The 21,821-nt window shown below is 63.1% G+C and carries 17 protein-coding genes; 10 read left to right on the forward strand and 7 right to left on the reverse strand.

The window, feature by feature from the left end; genetic code table 11:
* The first annotated feature begins 179 nt into the window (after positions 1-179).
* Positions 180-1,496, forward strand: coding sequence for a putative hydroxymethylpyrimidine transporter CytX (gene cytX / locus RI103_RS14830; protein ID WP_310812704.1), 1,317 nt, complete (start codon positions 180-182; stop codon positions 1,494-1,496).
* Positions 1,497-1,575: 79 nt separating this feature from the next.
* Here the strand turns inward: cytX and speB are convergent, their stop codons facing one another.
* Complete coding sequence (speB, locus tag RI103_RS14835) at positions 1,576-2,565, reverse strand: agmatinase (protein WP_012432090.1); 990 nt, start codon at positions 2,563-2,565, stop codon at positions 1,576-1,578.
* Between the two features lie 170 nt (positions 2,566-2,735).
* Here speB and RI103_RS14840 point away from each other — a divergent pair, with 170 nt between their 5' ends.
* Positions 2,736-3,656, forward strand: coding sequence for a LysR family transcriptional regulator (locus RI103_RS14840; RefSeq protein ID WP_106279954.1), 921 nt, complete (start codon positions 2,736-2,738; stop codon positions 3,654-3,656).
* A 77-nt stretch (positions 3,657-3,733) separates the two neighbouring features.
* On the opposite strand, the gene lolA is transcribed toward RI103_RS14840, so the two are convergent.
* Both lolA and RI103_RS14850 read right to left on the reverse strand, forming a co-directional pair.
* The gene (lolA, locus tag RI103_RS14845; RefSeq protein ID WP_310812705.1) at positions 3,734-4,468 is read right to left on the reverse strand and encodes an outer membrane lipoprotein chaperone LolA; all 735 of its coding nucleotides are present in this window, start codon (positions 4,466-4,468) and stop codon (positions 3,734-3,736) included.
* 298 nt (positions 4,469-4,766) lie between these two features.
* Complete coding sequence (locus RI103_RS14850; protein ID WP_310812706.1) at positions 4,767-7,082, reverse strand: DNA translocase FtsK 4TM domain-containing protein; 2,316 nt, start codon at positions 7,080-7,082, stop codon at positions 4,767-4,769.
* A 333-nt stretch (positions 7,083-7,415) separates the two neighbouring features.
* Between RI103_RS14850 and trxB the strand changes: the two genes are divergently transcribed.
* From trxB to RI103_RS14875, 5 genes are all read left to right on the forward strand, one after another.
* Positions 7,416-8,417 (forward strand): thioredoxin-disulfide reductase, encoded by a 1,002-nt coding sequence (gene trxB, locus RI103_RS14855; protein ID WP_310812707.1) that lies wholly within the window; start codon positions 7,416-7,418, stop codon positions 8,415-8,417.
* A 182-nt stretch (positions 8,418-8,599) separates the two neighbouring features.
* Positions 8,600-9,358, forward strand: a complete 759-nt coding sequence (locus tag RI103_RS14860) for a Smr/MutS family protein (protein WP_310812708.1) — start codon at positions 8,600-8,602, stop codon at positions 9,356-9,358.
* A 13-nt stretch (positions 9,359-9,371) separates the two neighbouring features.
* The gene (locus tag RI103_RS14865; RefSeq protein WP_310815244.1) at positions 9,372-9,992 is read left to right on the forward strand and encodes a trimeric intracellular cation channel family protein; all 621 of its coding nucleotides are present in this window, start codon (positions 9,372-9,374) and stop codon (positions 9,990-9,992) included.
* Between the two features lie 238 nt (positions 9,993-10,230).
* Positions 10,231-10,890 carry a glutathione S-transferase family protein gene (locus tag RI103_RS14870; protein WP_310812709.1) on the forward strand — a complete coding sequence of 220 codons (660 nt, stop codon included), beginning with the start codon at positions 10,231-10,233 and terminating at the stop codon, positions 10,888-10,890.
* A 137-nt stretch (positions 10,891-11,027) separates the two neighbouring features.
* Positions 11,028-11,942, forward strand: a complete 915-nt coding sequence (locus tag RI103_RS14875) for a LysR family transcriptional regulator (RefSeq protein ID WP_310812710.1) — start codon at positions 11,028-11,030, stop codon at positions 11,940-11,942.
* 81 nt (positions 11,943-12,023) lie between these two features.
* On the opposite strand, the gene RI103_RS14880 is transcribed toward RI103_RS14875, so the two are convergent.
* From RI103_RS14880 to RI103_RS14895, 4 genes are all read right to left on the reverse strand, one after another.
* The gene (locus RI103_RS14880; protein WP_310812711.1) at positions 12,024-13,139 is read right to left on the reverse strand and encodes a sn-glycerol-3-phosphate ABC transporter ATP-binding protein UgpC; all 1,116 of its coding nucleotides are present in this window, start codon (positions 13,137-13,139) and stop codon (positions 12,024-12,026) included.
* Positions 13,140-13,231: 92 nt separating this feature from the next.
* The gene (locus RI103_RS14885) at positions 13,232-14,089 is read right to left on the reverse strand and encodes a carbohydrate ABC transporter permease (protein ID WP_310812712.1); all 858 of its coding nucleotides are present in this window, start codon (positions 14,087-14,089) and stop codon (positions 13,232-13,234) included.
* Positions 14,079-15,017 (reverse strand): sugar ABC transporter permease, encoded by a 939-nt coding sequence (locus RI103_RS14890; protein ID WP_310812713.1) that lies wholly within the window; start codon positions 15,015-15,017, stop codon positions 14,079-14,081. Before RI103_RS14890 ends, RI103_RS14885 begins: the two co-directional genes overlap by 11 nt.
* A 205-nt stretch (positions 15,018-15,222) precedes the next feature.
* Entirely contained in the window at positions 15,223-16,470 is a 1,248-nt protein-coding gene (locus RI103_RS14895; RefSeq protein WP_310812714.1) for an ABC transporter substrate-binding protein, read from the reverse strand.
* Positions 16,471-17,010: 540 nt separating this feature from the next.
* On the opposite strand from RI103_RS14895, the gene zwf reads away from it, so the two are divergent.
* The 3 genes from zwf (at position 17,011) to RI103_RS14910 (ending at position 21,258) form a co-directional block, all read left to right on the forward strand.
* Positions 17,011-18,474, forward strand: coding sequence for a glucose-6-phosphate dehydrogenase (zwf, locus tag RI103_RS14900; RefSeq protein ID WP_310812715.1), 1,464 nt, complete (start codon positions 17,011-17,013; stop codon positions 18,472-18,474).
* Between the two features lie 182 nt (positions 18,475-18,656).
* Positions 18,657-19,364 carry a 6-phosphogluconolactonase gene (gene pgl / locus RI103_RS14905; protein ID WP_310812716.1) on the forward strand — a complete coding sequence of 236 codons (708 nt, stop codon included), beginning with the start codon at positions 18,657-18,659 and terminating at the stop codon, positions 19,362-19,364.
* Entirely contained in the window at positions 19,342-21,258 is a 1,917-nt protein-coding gene (locus RI103_RS14910; protein ID WP_310812717.1) for a bifunctional transcriptional regulator/glucokinase, read from the forward strand. Before pgl ends, RI103_RS14910 begins: the two co-directional genes overlap by 23 nt.
* Positions 21,259-21,821 lie beyond the last annotated feature (563 nt).

Here is a 21,821-nt window from a genome sequence, read left to right on the forward strand (position 1 = left end):
CGACGGCGCCCGGACGAAGGCCGCCTGGCGCGCGGGGACGACTCGGGCGGCTTGGCCTGAGCGAAAATCCGGCACTGAAGACGCGACTGGGTACGCAAGCCAGAACATAACAGCAGACACAACCGCCGACGCAACTTCACAGGTAAGTTGGCAAGCAACACCAACAGGGACAAGACCAGATGGCACAAGATCCACTCGCCGGCGACGCCGGTTCCACCTACGCACCGCTCACGCCGGTGCCCGACGCGCGCCGCGCGTTCCGCACCGGCGACGCCTTCGCGCTCTGGTTCTCGCTCGGCATCGGCCTGCTGGTCGCGCAGGCGGGCGCGCTGCTGGTGCCGGGACTGTCGCTGCCGCATGCGTTGCTGGCTATCGTGATCGGCAGCGTGATCGGCGTGGTGCTGCTGGCGCTGGCCGGCGTCATCGGCACGGATACGGGGCTCGCGGCGATGTCCTCGCTGCGGCCGACGCTCGGCGTGCGCGGCGCGTCCGTGCCCGCCGTGCTGAACGCGGTGCAACTGGTCGGCTGGGGCTCGTTCGAGGTGATCGTGATGCGCGATTCCGCCGACGCGCTCGCCAAACAGGCCTTCGGCCTCTCCATGCCGCTCATCTGGACGGTGATCTTCGGCTTGCTCGCGACGCTGCTGGCGATCAGCGGCCCGCTCTCGTTCGTGCGGCGCTTTCTGCGCACGTGGGGCATCTGGCTGCTGCTCGCGGGTGCGGCGTGGCTCACGTGGAATCTGCTCGCCAAGCACGATCTGGCCGCGCTGATGCGGCGCCCGGGCACGGGCGAGATGTCGTTCGGCGGCGCCATCGATCTGGTGGTGGCCATGCCGCTGTCGTGGCTGCCGCTGATCGCCGACTACACGCGCTTCGGCCGGCGCCCCGGCGAAACGTTCCGCGGCACGCTGCTCGGCTACGGCATCGCTAACATCTGGTTCTACGCGCTCGGCGCGGTCTACGGCCTCGCGGCAGGCGGCGGCGACGCGCTGCTCACGGGCGCGCTGGCGCAAGCCGGCGGTGGCCTCGCGCTGCTACTGATCCTGATCGACGAAGTGGACAACGCCTTCGCCGATATCCACTCGGCCGCGGTGTCGACCGGCACGGTCTGGGCACGCGGCAGCGTGCCTTTGTTGTCGGCGGCGTTCGGCGCGCTGTGCACACTGATCGCCGTGGCCGTGCCGATGGCGAAATACCAGAACTTCCTGCTGCTGATCGGTTCGGTGTTCGCGCCGCTGTTCGGTGTGGTGCTGGTGGATCACTTCATCGTGCGCAAGCGCCGTATCGAAGCCGCCGCGCTCGCCGACGTGCGCGGCCGTTATGGCTTCTCGGGCGGCTGGCATCTGAGCGCGTTCCTTGCGTGGGCGATCGGCATCGTCGCGTATCAGGCGATCAATCAATGGCTGCCGAATCTCGGCGCGACTTTGCCCGCACTGGTGATCGGCGCGGTGTGCTATCTGATGTTCGTGTCGACGCGCAAGACGGCGTTTGCCTGAGCGTTGAGCGAGCGTCACGCGGGACGCAGAAACGCGAAAAGGCCTGCAAATGCAGGCCTTTTCTTTCATGCGAGTCGCTTCAGCGCGTGGACGCCCGATACTCGACGCCCGGAAGCACGCACAACAATTCGAACGCGAGATTCGCGCCGAGCAGCGCGGTCGTACCGAACGGATCGTACGGCGGCGCGACCTCGACCAGATCGCAGCCGACGATATTCAGCCCGCGCGAGCCGCGAATGATTTCCAATGCCTGCGGCACCGTCAAGCCCGCGATTTCCGGCGTGCCCGTACCCGGCGCAAAAGCCGGGTCGATCCCGTCGATGTCGAACGTGATGTACACCGGACCGTCGCCCATGCGCTCGCGGATGCGCGCCATCAGCGGCACGAGCGACTGGTTCCAGCAGGCTTCCGCCTGAACCACTTCGAAGCCCTGATCGCGGCACCAGTCGAAGTCTTCCGCCGCGTAGCCCGTGCCGCGCAAACCGATCTGCACGACACGGTCGCAATCCAGCAAGCCCTCTTCCACCGCGCGGCGGAACGGCGTGCCGTGCGCGATCTTCTCGCCCATCATGGTGTCGTTGACGTCGGCGTGCGCGTCGACGTGAATCAGGCCGACCTTGCCATGCTTGCGATGAATCGCGCGCAGGATCGGCAGCGCGATGGTGTGATCGCCGCCCAGCGTGATCGGCTTGCAATCGTGCTGGAGAATTTCGTCGTAGGCGGTTTCGATGCGCTTGATCGAATCGTGCAGGTTGTACGGATTGATCGCGACGTCGCCGAGATCGGCCACGCGCAACGAATCGAACGGCGCCGCGCGCGTCGCCATGTTGTACGGACGCAGCAGCACGGACTCGCTGCGGATCTGGCGCGGGCCGAAGCGCGCGCCGGTGCGGTTCGAGGTGCCGAGATCGAACGGCACGCCGACGAAGCAGGCGTCGAACCCTTCGGCCGAACCGACGTTCGGCAGCCGCATCATCGTCGCGATGCCGCCGCAGCGGGGCATGGCGTTGCCGGACAGCGGTTGCGGCCGTTCGCCGGCTTCTGGGGAAATGAAGGAAGAGGTATTCATCGTGTCTCGGCAATGAAAAGGGGACAGCAAGCAAAATCGTGCAGACCGGCCGAGGAGAAGCATCAGAACCGCACCTTGCCGGGCGAATCTCGATTCTTGAGCAGTTTCCCAGAAGTTAAAATACCGGTGGAATAAACTTCACATTGATTCTCAGCGATGTATCCTGACGCATGTTCTCCCAACTCACCGATCTCGACCTGCGGCTGATCCGCGTATTTCTCGCCATTGTCGACGCGGGCGGCGTGTCGCCGGCCCAGGCGACCCTGAACGTCGGCCAGTCGACCATCAGCACGCAGCTTGCCACGCTGGAAACGCGCCTCGGCTACCGGCTGTGCGAGCGCGGCCGCGGCGGCTTCAGCCTGACGGCGCGCGGCGAGCAGTTCATCGACGCCGCCCGCGCCCTGCTCTCGGCCGTCGACACCTTCGGCATGCAGGCGCGCAACGTGGGCCGCAAGCTGGTCGGCACGCTCGATATAGGCATGATAGGCCACACGCCCGTGTCGGCGAGCGCGCGCATCAGCGACGCAATTGGCCGCTTCCGGGCGCGCGATCAGTCGGTGCGGTTTTCGATTCTGGTGCGCTCGCCGGGCGAACTGGAGGAACTGCTGCTCAATGGGCGGATTCAGATCGGCATCGGCTATTTCTGGCATCGTGTGCCGTCGCTCGAATACACCGAGGTGTTCGCGGAAGATCAGTTCGCCTATTGCGCGAAAGGGCATCCGCTGTTCGCTCAGGCCGGCGAGGTGCCGCCTGCCGAGGCGGCGCAGCACGAATGGGCGTGGCGCAGCTATCCGCTGCCCGAAGCCGAAAGCTCGACCACGCCGCAGAACGTCACCGCCGTCGCCGACAACATGGAAGCGGTCGCGATGCTGGTGCTCTCCGGGCATCACCTCGGCTATCTGCCGGGGCATTTCGCGGCGCCGTTCGTCAAGCAAGGGCTGCTCGCCGCGTTAAATCCGGCGCAGATGCGTTACCGCGTCGCGTTCCATATGGTTACGCGGGCGCGCCAGCATCGAACGGATATCGTCGAAGCGTTTATCGACGATATGAAGGCCGCGCATCCCGTCCAGGTTCTGGAAGTGGACGAATAGTGGACGAATCACGCGCGCAATAAAAAGCCACGGCACGCCGTGGCTTTTTAGCGATCGCACACCAACTGCGTAACGGCTTACCCGTTGATCACATCGGCGCCCTTCGGCACCGTGAACTTGAACGCATCGGCGGGCAGCGGCGGATTCTTCTGAATGTTCGAGAAGGTCAGCAACGTCACGTTGCCGAACACGTCGTGCAATTCCATCGCTTCGAGATTGCCGTCCTTGAAGCCGATTCCGACGCGCTGGAACTGCGTGTCCTTCGCCTTCGGCGTCAGTTCGAGCCAGTCGATACCGGCCTTCACGCCCGCATCACGCAGCGTGAAGTTCTTGTCGAGATCGTTGCTGCCGAACAGGATCGCCGCCGGGCTCGCGCCGAGCGCGCCGCCGAGGCTGCGCACCGTTACCTGATTCAGATCCTTGTCGTAGACGTAGAGCTTGTCGCCGTCGGCCTGCAGCAGCTGGGCATAGGGCTTCTCGTATTGCCAGATGAACTTGCCGGGACGCGCGAACGTGAACGTTCCGCTCGAGGTGCCGGTCTTGCCGGCGCCCGTGGTCGACAACGTGCCGCTCGCGCCTTGCGCCTTGCTCGGCGCCCGCACTTCCTGCTGCACGAAGGTGCCGCGCGCCGAATGCACTTGCGCGACGAACGCCTTCAGTTGCTCGCTGCCGCTGGCGAATGCCTGCGACGCGAACAGCACCGACGCGCCGATCGCCAGGCTGCCGACGCTGCGCACAAGGGTGCGGGCGAACTGGCCGAAACGGCTGGATTGAGCATTCTCTCGAGCGTGCTGCTGCGCGAATAGCTGCATGTGGTTTTCTCCCTTGATTGAATTCGTTGAGCGGTCGTGACCGCTGGCGCATGGGCGATGCTTGCGTGCCCGTGGCGGTGAGCGTCTGGCGCAAAGCCAGGAGGCCTGCCTTCTGCCGGCCGTGCTTGCTTGTCACAGCAGCTTAGGCAGTCAGCCTTAAATGAGCCTTAGACGGTCCGGCAGGCGGTGCAGAGCCGCAAAACACGGCTTGCCTCAATCCCGCTCCGGTAACGAGCCGCCTCAGCGTCACAACCGACGGCGCGCCGCCCGCCCTGCCGCAAAGCTAAGGCCCGTCGGTCTACTCCGCTTCCCGCGCCGGCGCGAGAATCTCGCGATTGCCATTCGACGACATTGCCGACACCACGCCCGAGTTCTCCATCTGCTCGAGCAGACGGGCCGCGCGGTTATAGCCGATGCGCAAATGCCGCTGCACCAGCGAGATCGACGCGCGGCGGTTCTTCAGCACGACATCGACCGCCTGGTCGTATAACGGGTCCGACTCGCCGTCGCCCGAGCCGGTTCCCCCGGCGCCGGCGGAGCCTTCATCGCCCTCGCCTGTCACGCCGCCTTCGAGAATGCCCTCGATGTAGTTCGGCTCGCCCTGCTCCTTGAGTTTGTCGACGACGCGATGCACTTCCTCGTCCGACACGAACGCGCCGTGCACGCGTACCGGCAAGCCGCTGCCCGGCGGCAGATACAGCATGTCGCCCATGCCGAGCAGCGATTCCGCGCCCTGCTGGTCGAGAATCGTGCGCGAGTCGATCTTGGACGACACCTGGAAGGCCATCCGCGTCGGCACGTTGGCCTTGATGAGACCCGTGATCACATCCACCGACGGACGCTGCGTGGCCAGAATCAGATGGATGCCGGCCGCACGCGCCTTCTGCGCGATCCGCGCGATCAGTTCTTCGACCTTCTTGCCGACCACCATCATCAGGTCGGCCAGTTCGTCGATCACGACGACGATGTTCGGCAGACGCGTGAGTGGCTCGGGATCGTCCGGCGTGAGGCTGAACGGATTCGGCAGCTTTTCTTCGCGTTTGGCGGCTTCGTCGATCTTGTTGTTGTAGCCGGCGAGGTTGCGCACGCCGAGCTTGCTCATCAGCTTGTAGCGGCGCTCCATTTCGGCGACCGCCCAGTTCAGCGCGTGACCGGCCTGACGCATGTCCGTCACCACCGGACACAGCAGATGCGGAATGCCTTCGTACACGCTCATTTCGAGCATCTTCGGATCGATCAGGATCATGCGGACCTGCTCGGCGCTCGCCTTGTAGAGCAGCGACAGGATCATCGCGTTGATCCCCACCGACTTGCCCGAACCCGTCGTACCCGCCACCAGCAAGTGCGGCATCTTCGCGAGGTCGGCGCATACCGGCTTGCCGCCGATGTCCTTGCCAAGCCCCATAGTCAGCGGCGACGCGGCATCCGCATAAACCGCCGAGCCGAGAATCTCCGAGAGACTCACGGTCTGACGACGCTGGTTCGGCAACTCCAGCGCCATGAAATTCTTGCCCGGAATGGTTTCGACGACGCGGATCGACACCAGCGACAGCGAACGCGCGAGGTCCTTGGCAAGACCGACGATCTGGCTGCCCTTCACGCCCGTGGCCGGCTCGATCTCATAGCGCGTGACCACCGGTCCCGGATAGGCCGCGACCACGCTCACCTCGACGCCGAAGTCCTTGAGCTTTTTCTCGATCAGACGCGAGGTGAATTCCAGCGTATCCGCCGAAATGGTTTCCTGCGCGACCGGCGCGGCATCGAGCAGCGAGATGGGCGGCAAGGTGGAATCGCCCGGCAGGTCCGTGAAGAGCGGTACTTGCCGCTCCTTCTCGACGCGCTCCGACTTGGCCGGCGTGACGACCGGCGGCACGATCATGACCGGCTCGTGCTCCTCGATCCGCACGCGCCCCTTCTCGACCTTGCCTTCGCGCTTCACGGCGGCCGCTTCACCGAGCTTGCGGTCGCGGCCGGCTTCACGGCGCAGCTTGGCGAACGTCACGGCGGAAATGATCGATTCGCCGACCTTCTCCGATACCGACAGCCACGAAAAACGGAAATACAGCGACAAGCCGATGCCGAGCACGATCAGCAGCGCCAGCGTACCGCCCGTGAAACCCAGCGCATGCGACACGCCGCGCGCGACCGCCTCGCCGATCACGCCGCCCGGCGCGCGCGGCAACTGCACTTTCAGCGACCACATGCGCAGCGCCTCGATGCCGTCGCAGGCGAGCAGCACGAGCATGAAGGCGAACGCGTCGGCAAGCCAGCTCACGTCGCGCGGCGCATCTTCCTGCTCTTCCTCGTGACGGGTGATGCGCTTGTAGTTCGCGGAGATATGGCGGCCGAGCAGCACGATCCACCAGTAGGCGGACAGGCCGAACAGCAGCAGCAGAATGTCGGACGTCCACGCGCCGACGCGGCCCGCCCAGTTGGCGATATGGTCGACCTGCGCGGCATGGGTCCAGCTCGGGTCGCGCCGGCTGTAGCTGACGAGCGCCATGAGCAGGAATACGCCGAGCGCCACCTGCAGGATCCAGCGGATTTCGGTGAAAAGGCGCGACATGCGGTGCGGCAATGCCTGCGCGCTCGCGGAATAGGGAGCTTTTGCCATTGATCCTGTTGCGTGTGTGCCCGATCCCGGCCTGAGTCGTGGCGGAGCCTCGCCCAGCGCGGCTTCGGGCCCGATCCCGGCTTCCGGGAACTTCGATCGGGCCTATTGTAAACGCAGTGTCCCGCGCGAGGCTGTAAATGACGGTAACTTGGCCGTTTGACCACACAACGGCGTTGCGCGGCGCGCCGCCGACGCTATCGGCGTGATCGGAAAGGTTCATGGAGCAGGCCGGCGCCCCGCCCTTTATAATGTCGCGCTGATACCCATCTACAGTTTCAGCTCAAGTCGCGCGGCCTCGCATGGGCGAGCCGGGCGCCGTAAAAGGATTCGATCATGCCCGCAACTTCCACGAAACACGCCAAGGTCCTGATTCTCGGTTCCGGCCCCGCCGGCTACACGGCAGCGGTCTACGCAGCGCGCGCCAATCTATCGCCGGTGCTCGTCACGGGTCTGGCCCAAGGCGGTCAGCTCATGACCACGACCGACGTCGAAAACTGGCCCGCGGACCCCAATGGCGTGCAAGGACCGGAACTGATGACGCGCTTCCTGGAACACGCCGAGCGCTTCAACACCGAAATCATTTTCGACCACATCCACACGGCCAAGCTGGACGAGAAGCCGATCCGCCTGATCGGCGACTCGGCCGAATACACCTGCGACTCGCTGATCATCTCGACCGGCGCATCGGCGCAGTACCTCGGCCTGCCGTCGGAAGAAACGTTCATGGGCAAAGGCGTGTCGGCTTGCGCCACCTGTGACGGCTTCTTCTACAAGCAGCAACATGTGGCCGTGATCGGCGGCGGCAATACCGCGGTCGAGGAAGCGCTCTATCTGTCCGGCATCGCGAAGAAGGTGACGGTGATCCATCGCCGTGACAAGTTCCGCGCGGAGCCGATCCTGATCGACCGTCTGCTGGCCAAAGAAAAGGAAGGCCTGGTCGAGATCAAGTGGGACAGCACGCTCGACGAAGTCACCGGCGACCAGTCCGGCGTGACCGGCTTGCGTATCAAGAACACGAAAACCGGCGACACCACGGACATCGCGCTGCAAGGCATCTTCGTCGCGATCGGTCACAAGCCGAACACGGACATTTTCGCAGGCCAGCTGGAGATGAAGAACGGCTACATCATCACCAAGGGCGGTCTGAATGGTTTTGCAACGGCTACCAGCGTAGCCGGCGTGTTCGCGGCGGGCGACGTGCAGGATCACGTCTATCGTCAGGCGATCACCAGCGCGGGCACGGGCTGTATGGCCGCGCTCGACGCGCAGCGCTATCTGGAAACCATCGACGAAATGGTCGGCGAACATGCCATGAGCCAGGAAGCCGAGCGTTAAACGGCCGCGCCGGTCTGCGCCCCCGCCGGGGAAACTGGCGCAACGGTAAAATGGCGGCTGGGCATGGCCCGGCCACCTGCTTCAAAGAAGGCCGCGGCTGCAAAGCCGGCGGCCTTTTTGCATTCCGGTTGCAAGGAAAAACGTCGCGCGACCGATCCACTTTTATTGTGTGTATCACCCCTATGCCGAAGAACCAGCCCCATCCGAGCGAACCGAAGCGCGCGCGAGCCGTCGCGCGGCCCGCGCCCGAACCGGCTGCGCCCGCCGCCAAACCGAAGCTCGAACCGGCGGCCGGTCTCGCTGGCCTCGGCGCGTTGCGCGATGCGCTCAAAGGCGACGCGCAACGGCGCGAACGCGAACGGGTGGCTGCCGCGTCCGCGCAGCGCGAAGCGTCGGCGGACGCCGATCTGTTTCGCCGCGAGATCGGCGCGGTCGCGCCGCTAGCCGTGCCGCCGCGCGCCACGCTGCCCCGCAATCCCCCGCCGCCGCTGCCAGTGCAAACCAGGCTCGACGAAGAGGCCGTGCTGCACGAAGCGATCTCAGACGAGTTCGACCCCGAGCTACTTCTCGAAACCGACGAGACGCTGCACTACTGCCGCCCCGGCGTGAGTCACGAAGTCGTGCGTAAGCTGTGGCGCGGCGACTGGATCGTGCAGGCGCAAATCGACCTGCATGGCATGCGGCGCGAGGAAGCGCGCGAGGCGCTGGCGGATTTCATCCGCGAGGCGGTGAAGCGCGGCTTGCGGTGTTTGCGCGTGATTCACGGCAAAGGGCTGGGATCGATCGGCAAGGAGCCGGTGTTGAAGGGCAAAGTTCGCGCGTGGCTCGTGCAGAAGTCCGAAGTCATCGCGTTCTGCCAGGCGCGCCCGCATGACGGCGGCGCCGGCGCGGTGGTCGTGCTGTTGCAGCCGGGCGCATCGCCGGCTCACGCCAGATCCTGACGGAGCCGCGGTGATCCATCCGAGGCTGACGCTCGCGCTTACCATCATGGAGGCGCTGGCGATTTTCGCGTACGCCATTTCCGGTTTCATCGAGGCAAAAACCCGCCGGCTCGATGCCGTGGGCACGTTTCTCGTGGCGATCGCCACGGCCTTCGGCGGCGGTACGTTGCGCGACGTACTGCTGGAGCGGCGGCCGTTTTACTGGGTCGAACATCAGGGTTATCTGATCGCGATCTTCGTGATGTCGCTGTTCGCGCCGACGCTGTTGAAGATGACCTCGCGCCTGATTTCCGAACGGGCTCTGCTGGTCGCGGATGCGGTGGGTCTTGGCCTGTTCAGCATCGCGGGTACGTCGATCGCGCACGACGCGCAAATGCCCTGGTTCACTTCGGTGATGATGGGCGTGCTGACCGGCGTTTTCGGCGGCGTGATTCGGGACGTGCTGTGCAACGAAGTGCCGCTGATTCTGCGCGACTCCCGGCCTTACGCCACGTGCGCGTTCGTGGGCTGCTGGCTGTACGTGCTGCTGGACTACATCGATTTCGACACGGTGTATAGCGTGCTGATCGCCACCGCTTTCATCCTGCTCGCCAGGTTGCTGACGTTCAGGTTCAATGTGCGTCTGCCCCACTAGCGAACGACACCGCTCGCGTTGAATCACGGCGCACCGCTTGCGAACGGGCAACGCGTTGCAAAATTTTCAACTATTAGCCCTCTTTCTTCATAGCTTTGCGAGGTTTTGTCGTAGCAAATGCCGGGCGGACGAAACATCGTGGCTGTCGAGTTGTGCAGTTGTCGTTCGTCGTGAGGTAAACGGCCGCTCTTAGCCGTTTCAGCGCCGCAGCCCCCCGCAACCGCCCAAGGTGACCACAATGCCCCTGAAGCTCTACGCCCACCCCTTCTCCTCTTACTGCCAGAAGGTCCTGACCGCGCTCTACGAAAACGGCACGCCATTCGAATTGCGCCTGCTGGCGCACGACGACCCGCGAGTCATGGCCGAATTCGCCGCGCTCTGGCCGATCAAGCGCTTTCCGGTGCTGGGCGACGGTAGCCGGACCGTGATGGAGGCGAGCATCATCATCGAGTATCTGGGCCTGTATCATCCCGGGCCAGTGCCGTTGTTGCCAGCCGACGCCCGCGCCGCGCTGGAAGTGCGCGGCATGGACCGTTTCTTCGACAACTACGTCTCGACGCCGCAGCAAAAGATCGTCTACGACAGCATGCGCCCCGAGTCGGAGCGTGATCCGCAAGCCGTATCCGATGCGCGCGCGATGCTCGACACCGCGTATGGCTGGCTCAACAAGGTGATGGCGGAGCGCGAATGGGCCACCGGCGATACCTTCAGCCTCGCCGATTGCGGCGCCGCGCCATTCCTCTTCTATGCCGACTGGACGCACGCGATCGGCCCGGCGTTCCCGCACGTGCTTGCCTACCGCAAGCGCCTGCTGGCACGGCCGTCGTTCGCACGCGCGGTCGACGAAGCGCGCCCGTATCGGGCGTATTTCCCGCTCGGCGCGCCGGACCGGGACTGAGGCCAGCGGCGCGGCCGGGCCGAACCGGAAAGTGAGCGCCGGCGCCCCGCCGACCACCACGGTTTGCGACAACAATTTTTCCAACCTATACACTTCACTTCGAAACCTACTTCCGCCAATCAACCTTAAGGCAAAACATGGACCGTTTCGAAGCGATGGAGATATTTACGCGTGTGGTCGAGGCGAACAGCTTCACCAAAGTATCCGAGTCGCTCGACCTGCCACGCGCCAAAGTCAGCCGCACCATCCAGGCGCTGGAGGAACACGTCGGCGTGCGTCTGCTGAACCGTTCGACCCGCCAGGTCAGCGTCACCGAAGACGGCGCGCTGTTCTACGAGCGCTGCGTACGCATCCTCGCGGAAGTCACCGACGCCGAAGCGTCGCTGTCGAACAAGCGGGAAAATCCGGCCGGCACGATCCGCGTGGATACATCGGGCACGCTGGCCCGCGCGCTGCTGCTGCCCGCGCTCGACGATTTCTACCGGCAATATCCCGAGATCGACGTGCGGCTCGGCCTCGCCGATCGCAACATCGACCTGATTCAGGACGGCGTGGATTGCGTGATCCGCATGGGCACGCCGGAGGAGTCGAGCCTCGTCGCGCGGCGGATCGGTCAGGCGCGGATCGTCACGTGCGCGTCCCCGGCGTATCTGGAGAAATACGGCGAGCCGGCCACGCTCGAAGAATTGAGCGAGCATCGCGCGGTCAACTATGTGTCCGCCCGCACGGGCAGAACGTTTCCGTTCGAATACCAGGTGGACGGCGAGATCGCCAAAGTGTCGCTCAAGAGCGTGCTTGCGGTGAACGACGGCTCGGTCTATATCGGCGCGGCCGCACTCGGTCACGGCATCATCCAGCCGTCGCGCTTCATGGTCGCCGATCTGATCGCGCAAGGCGCGCTGAAGGAAATCCTCACCGGCTACACGAGCCCCGGCACGCCGTTATCGGTGCTCTACGCGCATCGCCGCAATCTGAGTTCGCGGCTGCGTGCGTTCATCGAGTGGGTGACCGAATTGGCGCGCAATAATCCGGATCTGCGCATCACGGACTAACGAAGCGACGCGCGCAAAAACGTAAAAGCCCCATGCGTTGCGAAGCGCATGGGGCTTTTCTAATGCAATCGAGCTCGGCGATCAGGCAATCCGCTCTTCGTTCGACGGGTCGAACAGCACCGCTTTCGACGTATCGAACAGCAGCGTGGTATTCGTCAGCGGCTGCGGATTCGACGCCGGGTGCACGCGGCTCACGATGCGCTTGCCGTTGACCTGGGCGAACACCAGCGTGTCCGGACCGGTCGGTTCGATCACGTCGACCTTCACTTCGATCGGCTGCAGCTTCGCGTTGTCGCCATGCGCGCCGCGCGCGTCGGTGATGCGTTCCGGACGCAGGCCGAGAATCACCTCACGGCCGACATGCGACTTCACCTTCGCCGAGTCGAACGGCAGGTTCAGCGCCGTGCGCGCGACACCCGTATCCAGTTCGAGCGCCACGCCCGCGCCCTGCTCGACCAGCTTGCCCTGGATGAAGTTCATCGGCGGCGCGCCGATGAAACCGGCCACGAACAGGTTCGACGGCGAGTCGTAGATTTCCTGCGGCGCGCCGAACTGCTGCACGATACCGTCTTTCATCACGGCGATGCGGTCGCCGAGCGTCATCGCTTCGATCTGATCGTGCGTCACGTAGACGATCGTGGTGCCGAGGCGTTGATGCAGCAGCTTGATTTCCGAACGCATCTCGATCCGCAGCTTCGCGTCGAGGTTCGACAGCGGTTCGTCGAACAGGAACATCACCGGATCGCGCGCGAGCGCACGGCCCATGGCCACGCGCTGACGCTGGCCGCCGGACAGCTGACCCGGCTTGCGGTCCAGCAGGTGCGTGATCTGCAGCGTGTTCGATACGCGGTCGACGATCTGCGCCTGCTCGTTCTTCGGCACCTTGCGGATATTCAGGCCGAACGAGATGTTCTCGCGCACCGTCATGGACGGATACAGCGCGTACGACTGGAACACCATCGCGATGTCGCGATCTTTCGGCGACAGGTTGTTCACCGTCTTGCCGTCGATCTGGATCTCGCCCTTGGTCACGGTTTCGAGGCCGGCGATCATGTTGAGCAGCGTCGACTTCCCGCAGCCCGAACCGCCGACGAGAATCAGGAACTGGCCGTCTTCGATGTCGATGTTGACACCCTTCAGGACCGGCACCCCGTTCGGGTAAGTCTTGTACACGTCACGGATGGAAAGGCTTGCCATGCTGTGAATCCTCTTGTCTCTGGTACTGCTTGAAAACGTCTTTCAGGTCGCGGCGGCGCCGGCTCGAAGCCGCGCCATCGCGCTCGGATGGATTAGCCCTTCACTGCGCCCGCCGTCAGACCGCGCACGAAATAGCGTCCGGCGATGATGTAGACCAGCAGCGTGGGCAGTGCGGCGATGATCGCGCCGGCCATGTCCACGTTGTATTCCTTCACGCCGGTCGAGGTGTTCACGAGGTTGTTCAGCGCCACCGTGATCGGCATCGAATCGACACCGGAGAACACGATACCGAACAGGAAGTCATTCCAGATCTGCGTGAATTGCCAGATCAGACACACCATGAAAATCGGCAGCGACACCGGCAGCAGAATCTTCGTGAAGATGGTGAAGAAACCCGCGCCGTCGATACGCGCCGCCTTCACGAGTTCAGCCGGAATGCTGACGTAGAAGTTACGGAAGAACATCGTGGTGAAGGCGATACCGTAGATCACGTGCACCACCACCAGACCGGTCGTCGTGTTCGACAGGCCGAGAAAGCCTTCGAAACGCGCCATCGGCAGCAGGATTGCCTGGAACGGAATGAAGCAGCCGACCAGCAGCATCGTGAAGATCGGATCCGCGCCACGGAAACGCCAGTGCGTGAGCACATAACCGTTGAACGCGCCGACGATCGACGAGATCAGCACGGCGGGAATCACCATCCGCACCGAGTTCATGAAGAACGGCTGCATGCCGTCGCAACGCACGCCCGTGCAAGCGCCGCTCCATGCCTTGATCCACGGATCGATGGTCCAGTGCGTGGGCGGCGTGAGCAGGTTGCCGGTGCGCAGCTGGTCGATGTCCTTGAACGACGTGGACAGCATCACGTACAGCGGGAACAGGAAATACAGGGCGAACAGAATCAAGGCCGCATAAATGACGGCACGGCTGATCGTCATCTTAGGCTGCATTGCGGGTGCTCCTCGATTCCAGATACATCAGCGGCACGAGCACGGCCACGACAGTGGCGAGCATCATCATCGACGATGCCGCGCCGACGCCCAGCTGCCCGCGATTGAACGAAAACGTGTACATGAAAATAGCCGGCAGCGACGAAGACGTGCCCGGGCCGCCCGCGGTCAACGCGACGACCAGGTCGAAGGTCTTGATCGTGATGTGGCAGAGAATCAGCAGCACGGAGAAGAACACCGGGCGCATGCTCGGAATCACGATCTTGCGGTAGATGGTGGGCAGGTTCGCGCCGTCCATCTGCGCGGCCTTGAAGATTTCACCGTCGACACCACGCAAGCCCGCGAGGAACAGCGCCATCACGAAGCCGGTGGACTGCCACACGGCCGCGACCACGACGCAGAAGATCGCCTTGTCCGGGTCGCCCAGCCAGCTGAACGAAAAACTCGTCCAGCCCCAGTCGTGAAACACCTTTTCGAGGCCGACGCTCGGCGTCATGATCCATTGCCACGCCGTACCCGTCACGATGAACGAGAGCGCCATCGGGTAGAGGAACACGGCACGCAGCGCGCCTTCGTTGCGGATCTGCTGATCGAGCAGGATCGCGAGGAACAAACCGAGACCGATACAGATACCGATGAACGGGATGCCGAACCAGCCGAGGTTGGCAGCCGACGTCCAGAAGACATCGTTATCGAACAGCTCGCGATAACGATCGAGACCGACAAATTCATAACGTGGCATCAGTCGCGAATTGGACAGCGACAGAAAGCCGGTAATGGCGATGAAGCCATACACGAAGACCAGGCTGATCACGACGCTGGGTGCGAGCACCAGCTTCGGAATCCAGCGATCGGCAAGGGCCGCCATCGGCGACGTGCGGCGGGTCACGGTGGCCGTTTTCCCGTTTCCGCTGATAGAAGCAGTCACTACTCGACTCCTGCTGAAACTGCGCCGCGGGGACCTTCACGCTAAAAAACGCGAGACCGCAACGGCATAGGTGTGACTCTATGAAACCAGGATAAAGCCGCCTGCCAATGCGAGGACTGCAACCTCGCTATCAGCGACACGAAGGGCACGCCCGGCGCCCGTAGCCAACCTGAACCGCCGGGCGCACCGCTTCGCCTGAAGCAACTTACTTGGTCTTCGCTGCCTTCGCGAGCGCGGCGACTGCGCTCTTCGAATCCTGCTGCGAGTTCATGAACTTCGTGACCACGTCCGAGATCGCGCCGGCTGCTGCATCCGGTTGCGCCATGCCGTGTGCCAGCGAAGGCACATAGCCGCCCGACTTGATCGCCACTTGTTCATCCGCGTACGACTTCTTCGCGCAGTCGTCGAACTTGGCCATCGACACGCCCAGACGAACCGGGATGGAACCCTTGTTCAGGCTGAACTGCTCCTGGAAGTCCGGCGACATGATCGTCTTCGCCAGCGCGAGCTGACCCGGCGTTGCCGTCTTCGCGCCCTTCTGCTGGAAGAACACGAACGAGTCGACGTTGAACGTGTAGGACTTTTCGGTGCCCGGCACAGCGGCGCAGACGTAGTCCGAGCCCGACTTCTTGCCGGCGTTGGCGAATTCGCCCTTCGCCCAGTCGCCCATGAACTGCATGCCGGCCTTGCCGTTGATGACCATCGCCGTGGCGAGGTTCCAGTCACGGCCCGTGCGGCCCGCGTCGAAGTAACCCTGGATCTTGCGGACCGTGTCGAACACACCGACCATCTGATCCGACGTCAGCGTCTTCTCGTCGAGATCGACCAGTGCCTTCTTGTAGAAGCCCGCGCCTTGCGACAGCACGACGTCTTCCCACAGCGTCAGGTCTTGCCACGGCTGGCCACCCATCGCGATCGGCTGGATGCCCGCGGCTTTCATCTTGTCGGCCACCGCGAAGAACTCAGGCCACGTGGTCGGCGCCTTGCCGCCTGCCTTGTCCAGCGCTGCCTTGTTGATGTACAGCCAGTTCACGCGGTGCACCGAGAACGGCGCGGCCACGTAGTGACCGTCTGCGTGCATGATCTTGTCGATTTCCGGCGGCAGGTTCTTCTTCCAGTCACCCGCGACGGAGTCGATCGGCACCAGCACGCCTTGCGACGCCCAGTCCTGGATCAGCGGACCCTTGATCTGCGCAGCGCTCGGTGCGTTGCCCGAGATGACCTGCGTCTTGAGTGCCGTCATGGCAGCCGCGCCGGCGCCACCCGCAACCGCGAAGTCCTTCCACGTGTAACCTTGCTTCGTCATGTCGTCCTTGAGGACGCCGACGGCTTTCGATTCACCGCCCGAAGTCCACCAGTGCAACACTTCGACCGACTCGGCGGCTTGCACGGCCGAGACGCCACACATCAGACCTGCGGCGCACAAAGCGCCCATGATCGCGCGAAATTTCATTGCTTATCTCCTCCAGACATCTGAACAAAAAACAAATGGCCCCTGATGTCGCCAGGGTGCTGTGGTTGGTTCAAACAGGCAAAACACTGGGCGATCGAGCACGGTCGGGCGCATGCGCAAGGCATGTGCCGGCGGACCAATGTCCGGCCGCTGGAAGCTCAAGAGATGAGTGGTTCGGGATGCAACTGACTGTCTCCTCTTTTGATTTTTGCCTGCCCGCGTCGCGCGCGGCAGACTCGAGGTGCCTTGCACGTCAACTTGGGGCAGACCCTGCCGGCCGTTCAACTCCCCGGCTTTCCGTAAGGACCGCCGGGCATGTTGGCACGTGCCGACACGCAATGTCCGTTAACATGCAGGGGACGCCTGCCGATTCGGGAAAACGCGCATCTTGACTCACAGCGCACGCTTTTTTCATCGAATTAGCGCTACCTCTTGATTTGGATTGTAGTTAAACTACAATTCAGTGTCAAAAAATATTTTATCGGACTACGGTCGCGTTTTCGCTCACCTTCCGCGGCCCCAGGACATCGACGGAGACTCATGCAAACCGATTCAAGCTTCACCTTCGTTCTCTTCGGCGGAACCGGCGATCTGTCGATGCGCAAGATCCTGCCCGCACTGTTTGAAGCACACCGTGCAGGCGGCATGCTGGCCGACAGCGGCAAGATCGTGGCAGTGGCGCGGCACGCGGCGAATCGCGGCGAGTACATTCAGTGGGTGAACGAGCACGTCAAGCCGCACGTGTCGAAGAACGGTGTGGACGAAACGGCATGGGCAAGTTTTCTGGAGCGCATCGAGTTCGTGAATATCGACCTCGGCAAAGCGGAAGACTTCGTGCATCTGCGCGACGCGATCAAGGACCTGCCCGGCATCCGCGTGTTCTATCTGGCAACGGGCCCGTCGCTGTTCGTGCCGATCTGCCATGCGCTGGCATCGGTCGGGCTGAACGAGAATTCGCGCATCGTGCTGGAGAAGCCGCTCGGCTACGACCTCAAGTCGTCGAATGCAATCAATGACGCGGTCGGCGAAATCTTCGCCGAAGAACAGATCTACCGGATCGACCACTACCTCGGTAAAGAACCGGTGCAGAACCTGCTGGCGCTGCGCTTTGGCAATGCACTGTTCGAGCCGCTGTGGCGCCGCGAGTGGGTCGAGAGCATCCAGATCACGATTGCCGAAGAACTCGGCGTTGAAGCGCGCGGCGACTTCTACGACAACACCGGCGCGTTGCGCGACATGGTGCAGAACCATTTGCTGCAACTCCTTTCCATCGTGGCGATGGAACCGCCGCACTCCATGGATTCGGATTCGGTGCGTGACGAAAAGCTGCGCGTGCTGCGCGCTTTGAAGCCCATCGATCCGCGCGATATCGGCAAGGTTGCCGTGCGCGGCCAGTATCATTCGGGTGGGATCCGCGGCACCGCGGTGCCCGCATACGCAACAGAGTCCGGCGTGAGGCCGGACAGCACGACCGAAACTTTCGTTGCGCTGAAGGTCGAGATCGAAAACTGGCGTTGGGCCGGCGTGCCGTTTTTCCTGCGCACCGGCAAGCGCCTCGCTGATCGCGTCGCCGAAATCGTGGTGAACTTTCGTGCAGTGCCGCATTCGGCGCTCGGCGCCTCGGCATTGCGCGCCGGCGCGAACCGTCTGGTGATCCGCCTGCAGCCGAACGAAACCATTCGCCTCTATTGTCTCGCGAAGCAGCCCGGCGAAGGCATGAACCTCGCCAGCGTCCACCTCGATCTCGCGTTCGACCAGTTCTTCCGCGAAGGACAAATGGAGGCGTATCAGCGCCTCCTGCTCGACGTGATCAACGGCCGGCTTGCGCTGTTTGTGCGGCGCGATGAGCAGGAAGCCGCATGGCGCTGGGTCGAACCGATCCTGAACGAGTGGAAGGCGTCGAACAAGCCGCCCAAGCCGTACGCGTCGGGCACGTGGGGACCGGCCGCATCGAGCGCGATGCTGGCGCAGCACGGCACCTGCTGGCTCGAAGAAGAGAATTGAATCACGGCGGCACGTCGTATTGAATGGAATATGACATGCAGCCCGTAAGACCCACCGACGAACTGAACGGAATGGCGCCGGGATCACGAGGGCGCCTGCAAGTCATCCACCTTGCGGGCATCGCGTGAGAGCAGTACGGCACATTCCGCAGATCAAACAAGAGAAAGCAGCACGGAGGAGAAGTGATCGAGCTTCACGCTTTCGACGATCAACGCGCCCAATCCGACGCGTTGGCGAAAGCGGTCGGCGACGCGTTACATGCGTCGCTCGCCGCACAGGCCGCCGGTTCCACCCCTGGCGCGCGCCCCGCAGTGCTTGCAGTGTCCGGCGGCAGCAGTCCGCGCCCGTTCCTGCAGACGTTGTCCACGCAAACCTTCGACTGGGCGCGCATTGCCGTGACCCTGGTCGACGACCGCTGGGTGCCGGAGACGGACAGCGCGAGCAACTCGCAGCTGGTGCACGCCACGCTGTTGCAGAACGCCGCCAAAGTCACCGCCTTCTGGCCGCTCGTGGACACCACGCAAGATCTCGACGCGCATGTTGCCGCGCTGAACGCCGACGCGCGTTTTAGCACGGTGCCGGACGTTGCGATTCTCGGCATGGGTGAAGACGGCCACACCGCGTCGATCTTTGCCGACTCGCCCGAATGGGACCATGCGATCACCACCACCGAGCGCTTCGTTGCCGTGCACCCCGGCAGCGCGCCGCACGCACGCGTGAGCTGGTCGCTGTCCGCGTTGAAAGAAGTGAAGCACCTGTTTCTGCTGATTGCCGGACCGCGCAAGATGGACGTGCTGAATGCCGCCGCCGCTTCGCTACAAAAAAATGCCATCTCGCAGTTGGCGAACGACAAGGGAGTAAGACTCGATGTCTACTGGTGTGCAAACTAAGGCTGTTCCGGGCGCGGGCCAGCACGCCGATGGACCAAGGCTGCTGGCCGACATCGGCGGCACGAATGCGCGCTTCGCGCTGGAGACGAGTCCGGGCGAAATCGGCTCGGTGAAGGTGTATCCGTGCGCGGACTATCCGGGCGTTGCCGAAGTCATCAAGAAGTATTTGAAGGACACCAGGATCGGCCGCGTGAATCATGCGGCGATTGCGATTGCGAACCCGGTCGACGGCGATCAGGTGAGCATGACGAATCATGACTGGAGCTTTTCGATCGAAGCCACGCGCCGCGCGCTCGGCTTCGACACGCTGCTGGTGGTGAACGACTTTACCGCGCTGGCGATGGCGTTGCCTGGTCTTACCGATGCGCAGCGTGTGCAGGTGGGTGGTGGCGCGCGTCGGCCGAATAGCGTGATTGGTTTGCTCGGGCCGGGCACTGGCATGGGCGTGTCGGGCCTGATTCCCGCCGACGACCGCTGGATCGCGCTTGGCAGCGAAGGCGGTCACGCTACTTTCGCACCGGCTGACGAACGCGAAGATATCGTGCTGCAGTATGCGCGTAAGAAGTGGTCGCATGTGTCGTTTGAGCGCGTGGCCGCGGGCCCTGGCATCGAAGTGATTTATCGTGCGCTCGCGGGCCGCGACAAGAAACGCGTGGCGGCCAACGTCGACACGGTCGAGGTGGTCAAGCGCGCGCTGGAAGGTGAGCCGCTTGCAGCCGAATCCGTCGATGTCTTTTGCGGCATTCTCGGCACCTTCGCCGGCAATATCGCGGTGACGCTAGGGGCGTTGGGCGGGATCTATATCGGCGGTGGTGTCGTGCCGCGGCTTGGCGAGTTCTTCTCGCGATCGTCGTTTCGCAAGCGCTTCGAAGCCAAGGGCCGGTTCGAGGCGTATCTGCAGAACGTGCCGACGTATGTGATTACCGCTGAATATCCGGCGTTTCTGGGTGTGTCCGCGATTCTCGCGGAGCAGTTGTCGAATCGCGCGGGCGGCAGTTCATCGGCGGTGTTCGAGCGCATTCGCCAGATGCGCGATGCGTTGACCCCGGCCGAGCGGCGTGTGGCCGATCTCGCGCTGAATCATCCGCGGTCGATCATCAACGATCCGATTGTGGATATTGCGCGCAAGGCGGATGTGAGTCAGCCGACGGTGATCCGGTTTTGTCGATCGCTTGGGTGCCAGGGGCTCTCCGATTTCAAGCTGAAGCTGGCGACGGGTTTGACCGGCACGATTCCGGTGAGTCATAGCCAGGTGCATCTCGGCGACACGGCGACCGACTTCGGCGCGAAGGTGCTGGATAACACCGTGTCGGCGATTTTGCAGCTGCGGGAGCATTTGAATTTCGAGCATGTCGAACGGGCTATTGATCTTCTGAACGGTGCACGGCGGATCGAGTTTTATGGGCTCGGCAATTCGAATATTGTCGCGCAGGATGCGCACTATAAGTTCTTCCGGTTTGGTATTCCGACTATTGCCTATGGCGATTTGTATATGCAGGCAGCGTCTGCTGCTTTGCTCGGCAAGGGCGATGTGATCGTTGCTGTGTCGAAGTCAGGGCGCGCGCCTGAGTTGTTGCGGGTTCTTGATGTTGCCATGCAGGCTGGTGCCAAGGTTATTGCTATCACTTCGAGTAATACGCCTTTGGCCAAGCGGGCTACTGTGGCTTTGGAGACCGATCACATTGAAATTCGCGAGTCGCAGTTGTCGATGATTTCGCGGATTCTGCATCTGGTCATGATCGATATTCTTGCCGTTGGGGTGGCCATTCGGCGCGCTGTGCCTAGCGCGGATGTGGCGGAGACGGTCGCCAAGGCCAGGCAAGGGGCTGATGATGATGCTAGTGCTGTGCTCGATTGGTTGAGTCATGGGGCCGCTTCTTCGGCGCGGGATTGAAGTCGGGGTTTGTTTGTTGGCTACGCCGCGGATTGGTGGTTGGTGTTGCTGTGTTGGTCTTTTCTTGTTTTCTTGGTGGTTTCTTGCTTTGTTAGTGGTCTATTAGCGTTGCCCCTGTGCGGGGCGGCACTTACTTCTCTTTGCCGGCCGCAAAGAGAAGTAAGCAAGAGAAAGCGGCTCACACCGCTAATTCTTAAGTGGGTCCCCCGCACAGTCACGGCAGTGGTGCATCTGGAATCCGTGTTCTCGCACATTCCGCTCTGGTGACAAAGCCGTCATTCTTCCGGCGGCGCTGCGCGCGCCGTCGTGGTCATTCTTCAACCAATCGCTTCGTTTCCTCCTTACGTTTCTTCCGCGCTGTAGTCCTGTACTCAGCGGCTCGGGGCTCGCGGCATCGCGCCGCGCGACGTGAGGCGCGGGCCATGATGGCCGCGAATGTACACCGGCCCACAGAAAGTCCCACTGGTTTTGAGTGAACCGCTCCGACGAGCGCGAAGCGCGAGGCGGGAAGAATGAGCGCCTTGTCACCGGCGTGGAATGTGCGGGAGCGCAGATTCCAGATG

This window comes from Paraburkholderia sp. FT54 (assembly GCF_031585635.1).
Taxonomy (GTDB): domain Bacteria; phylum Pseudomonadota; class Gammaproteobacteria; order Burkholderiales; family Burkholderiaceae; genus Paraburkholderia.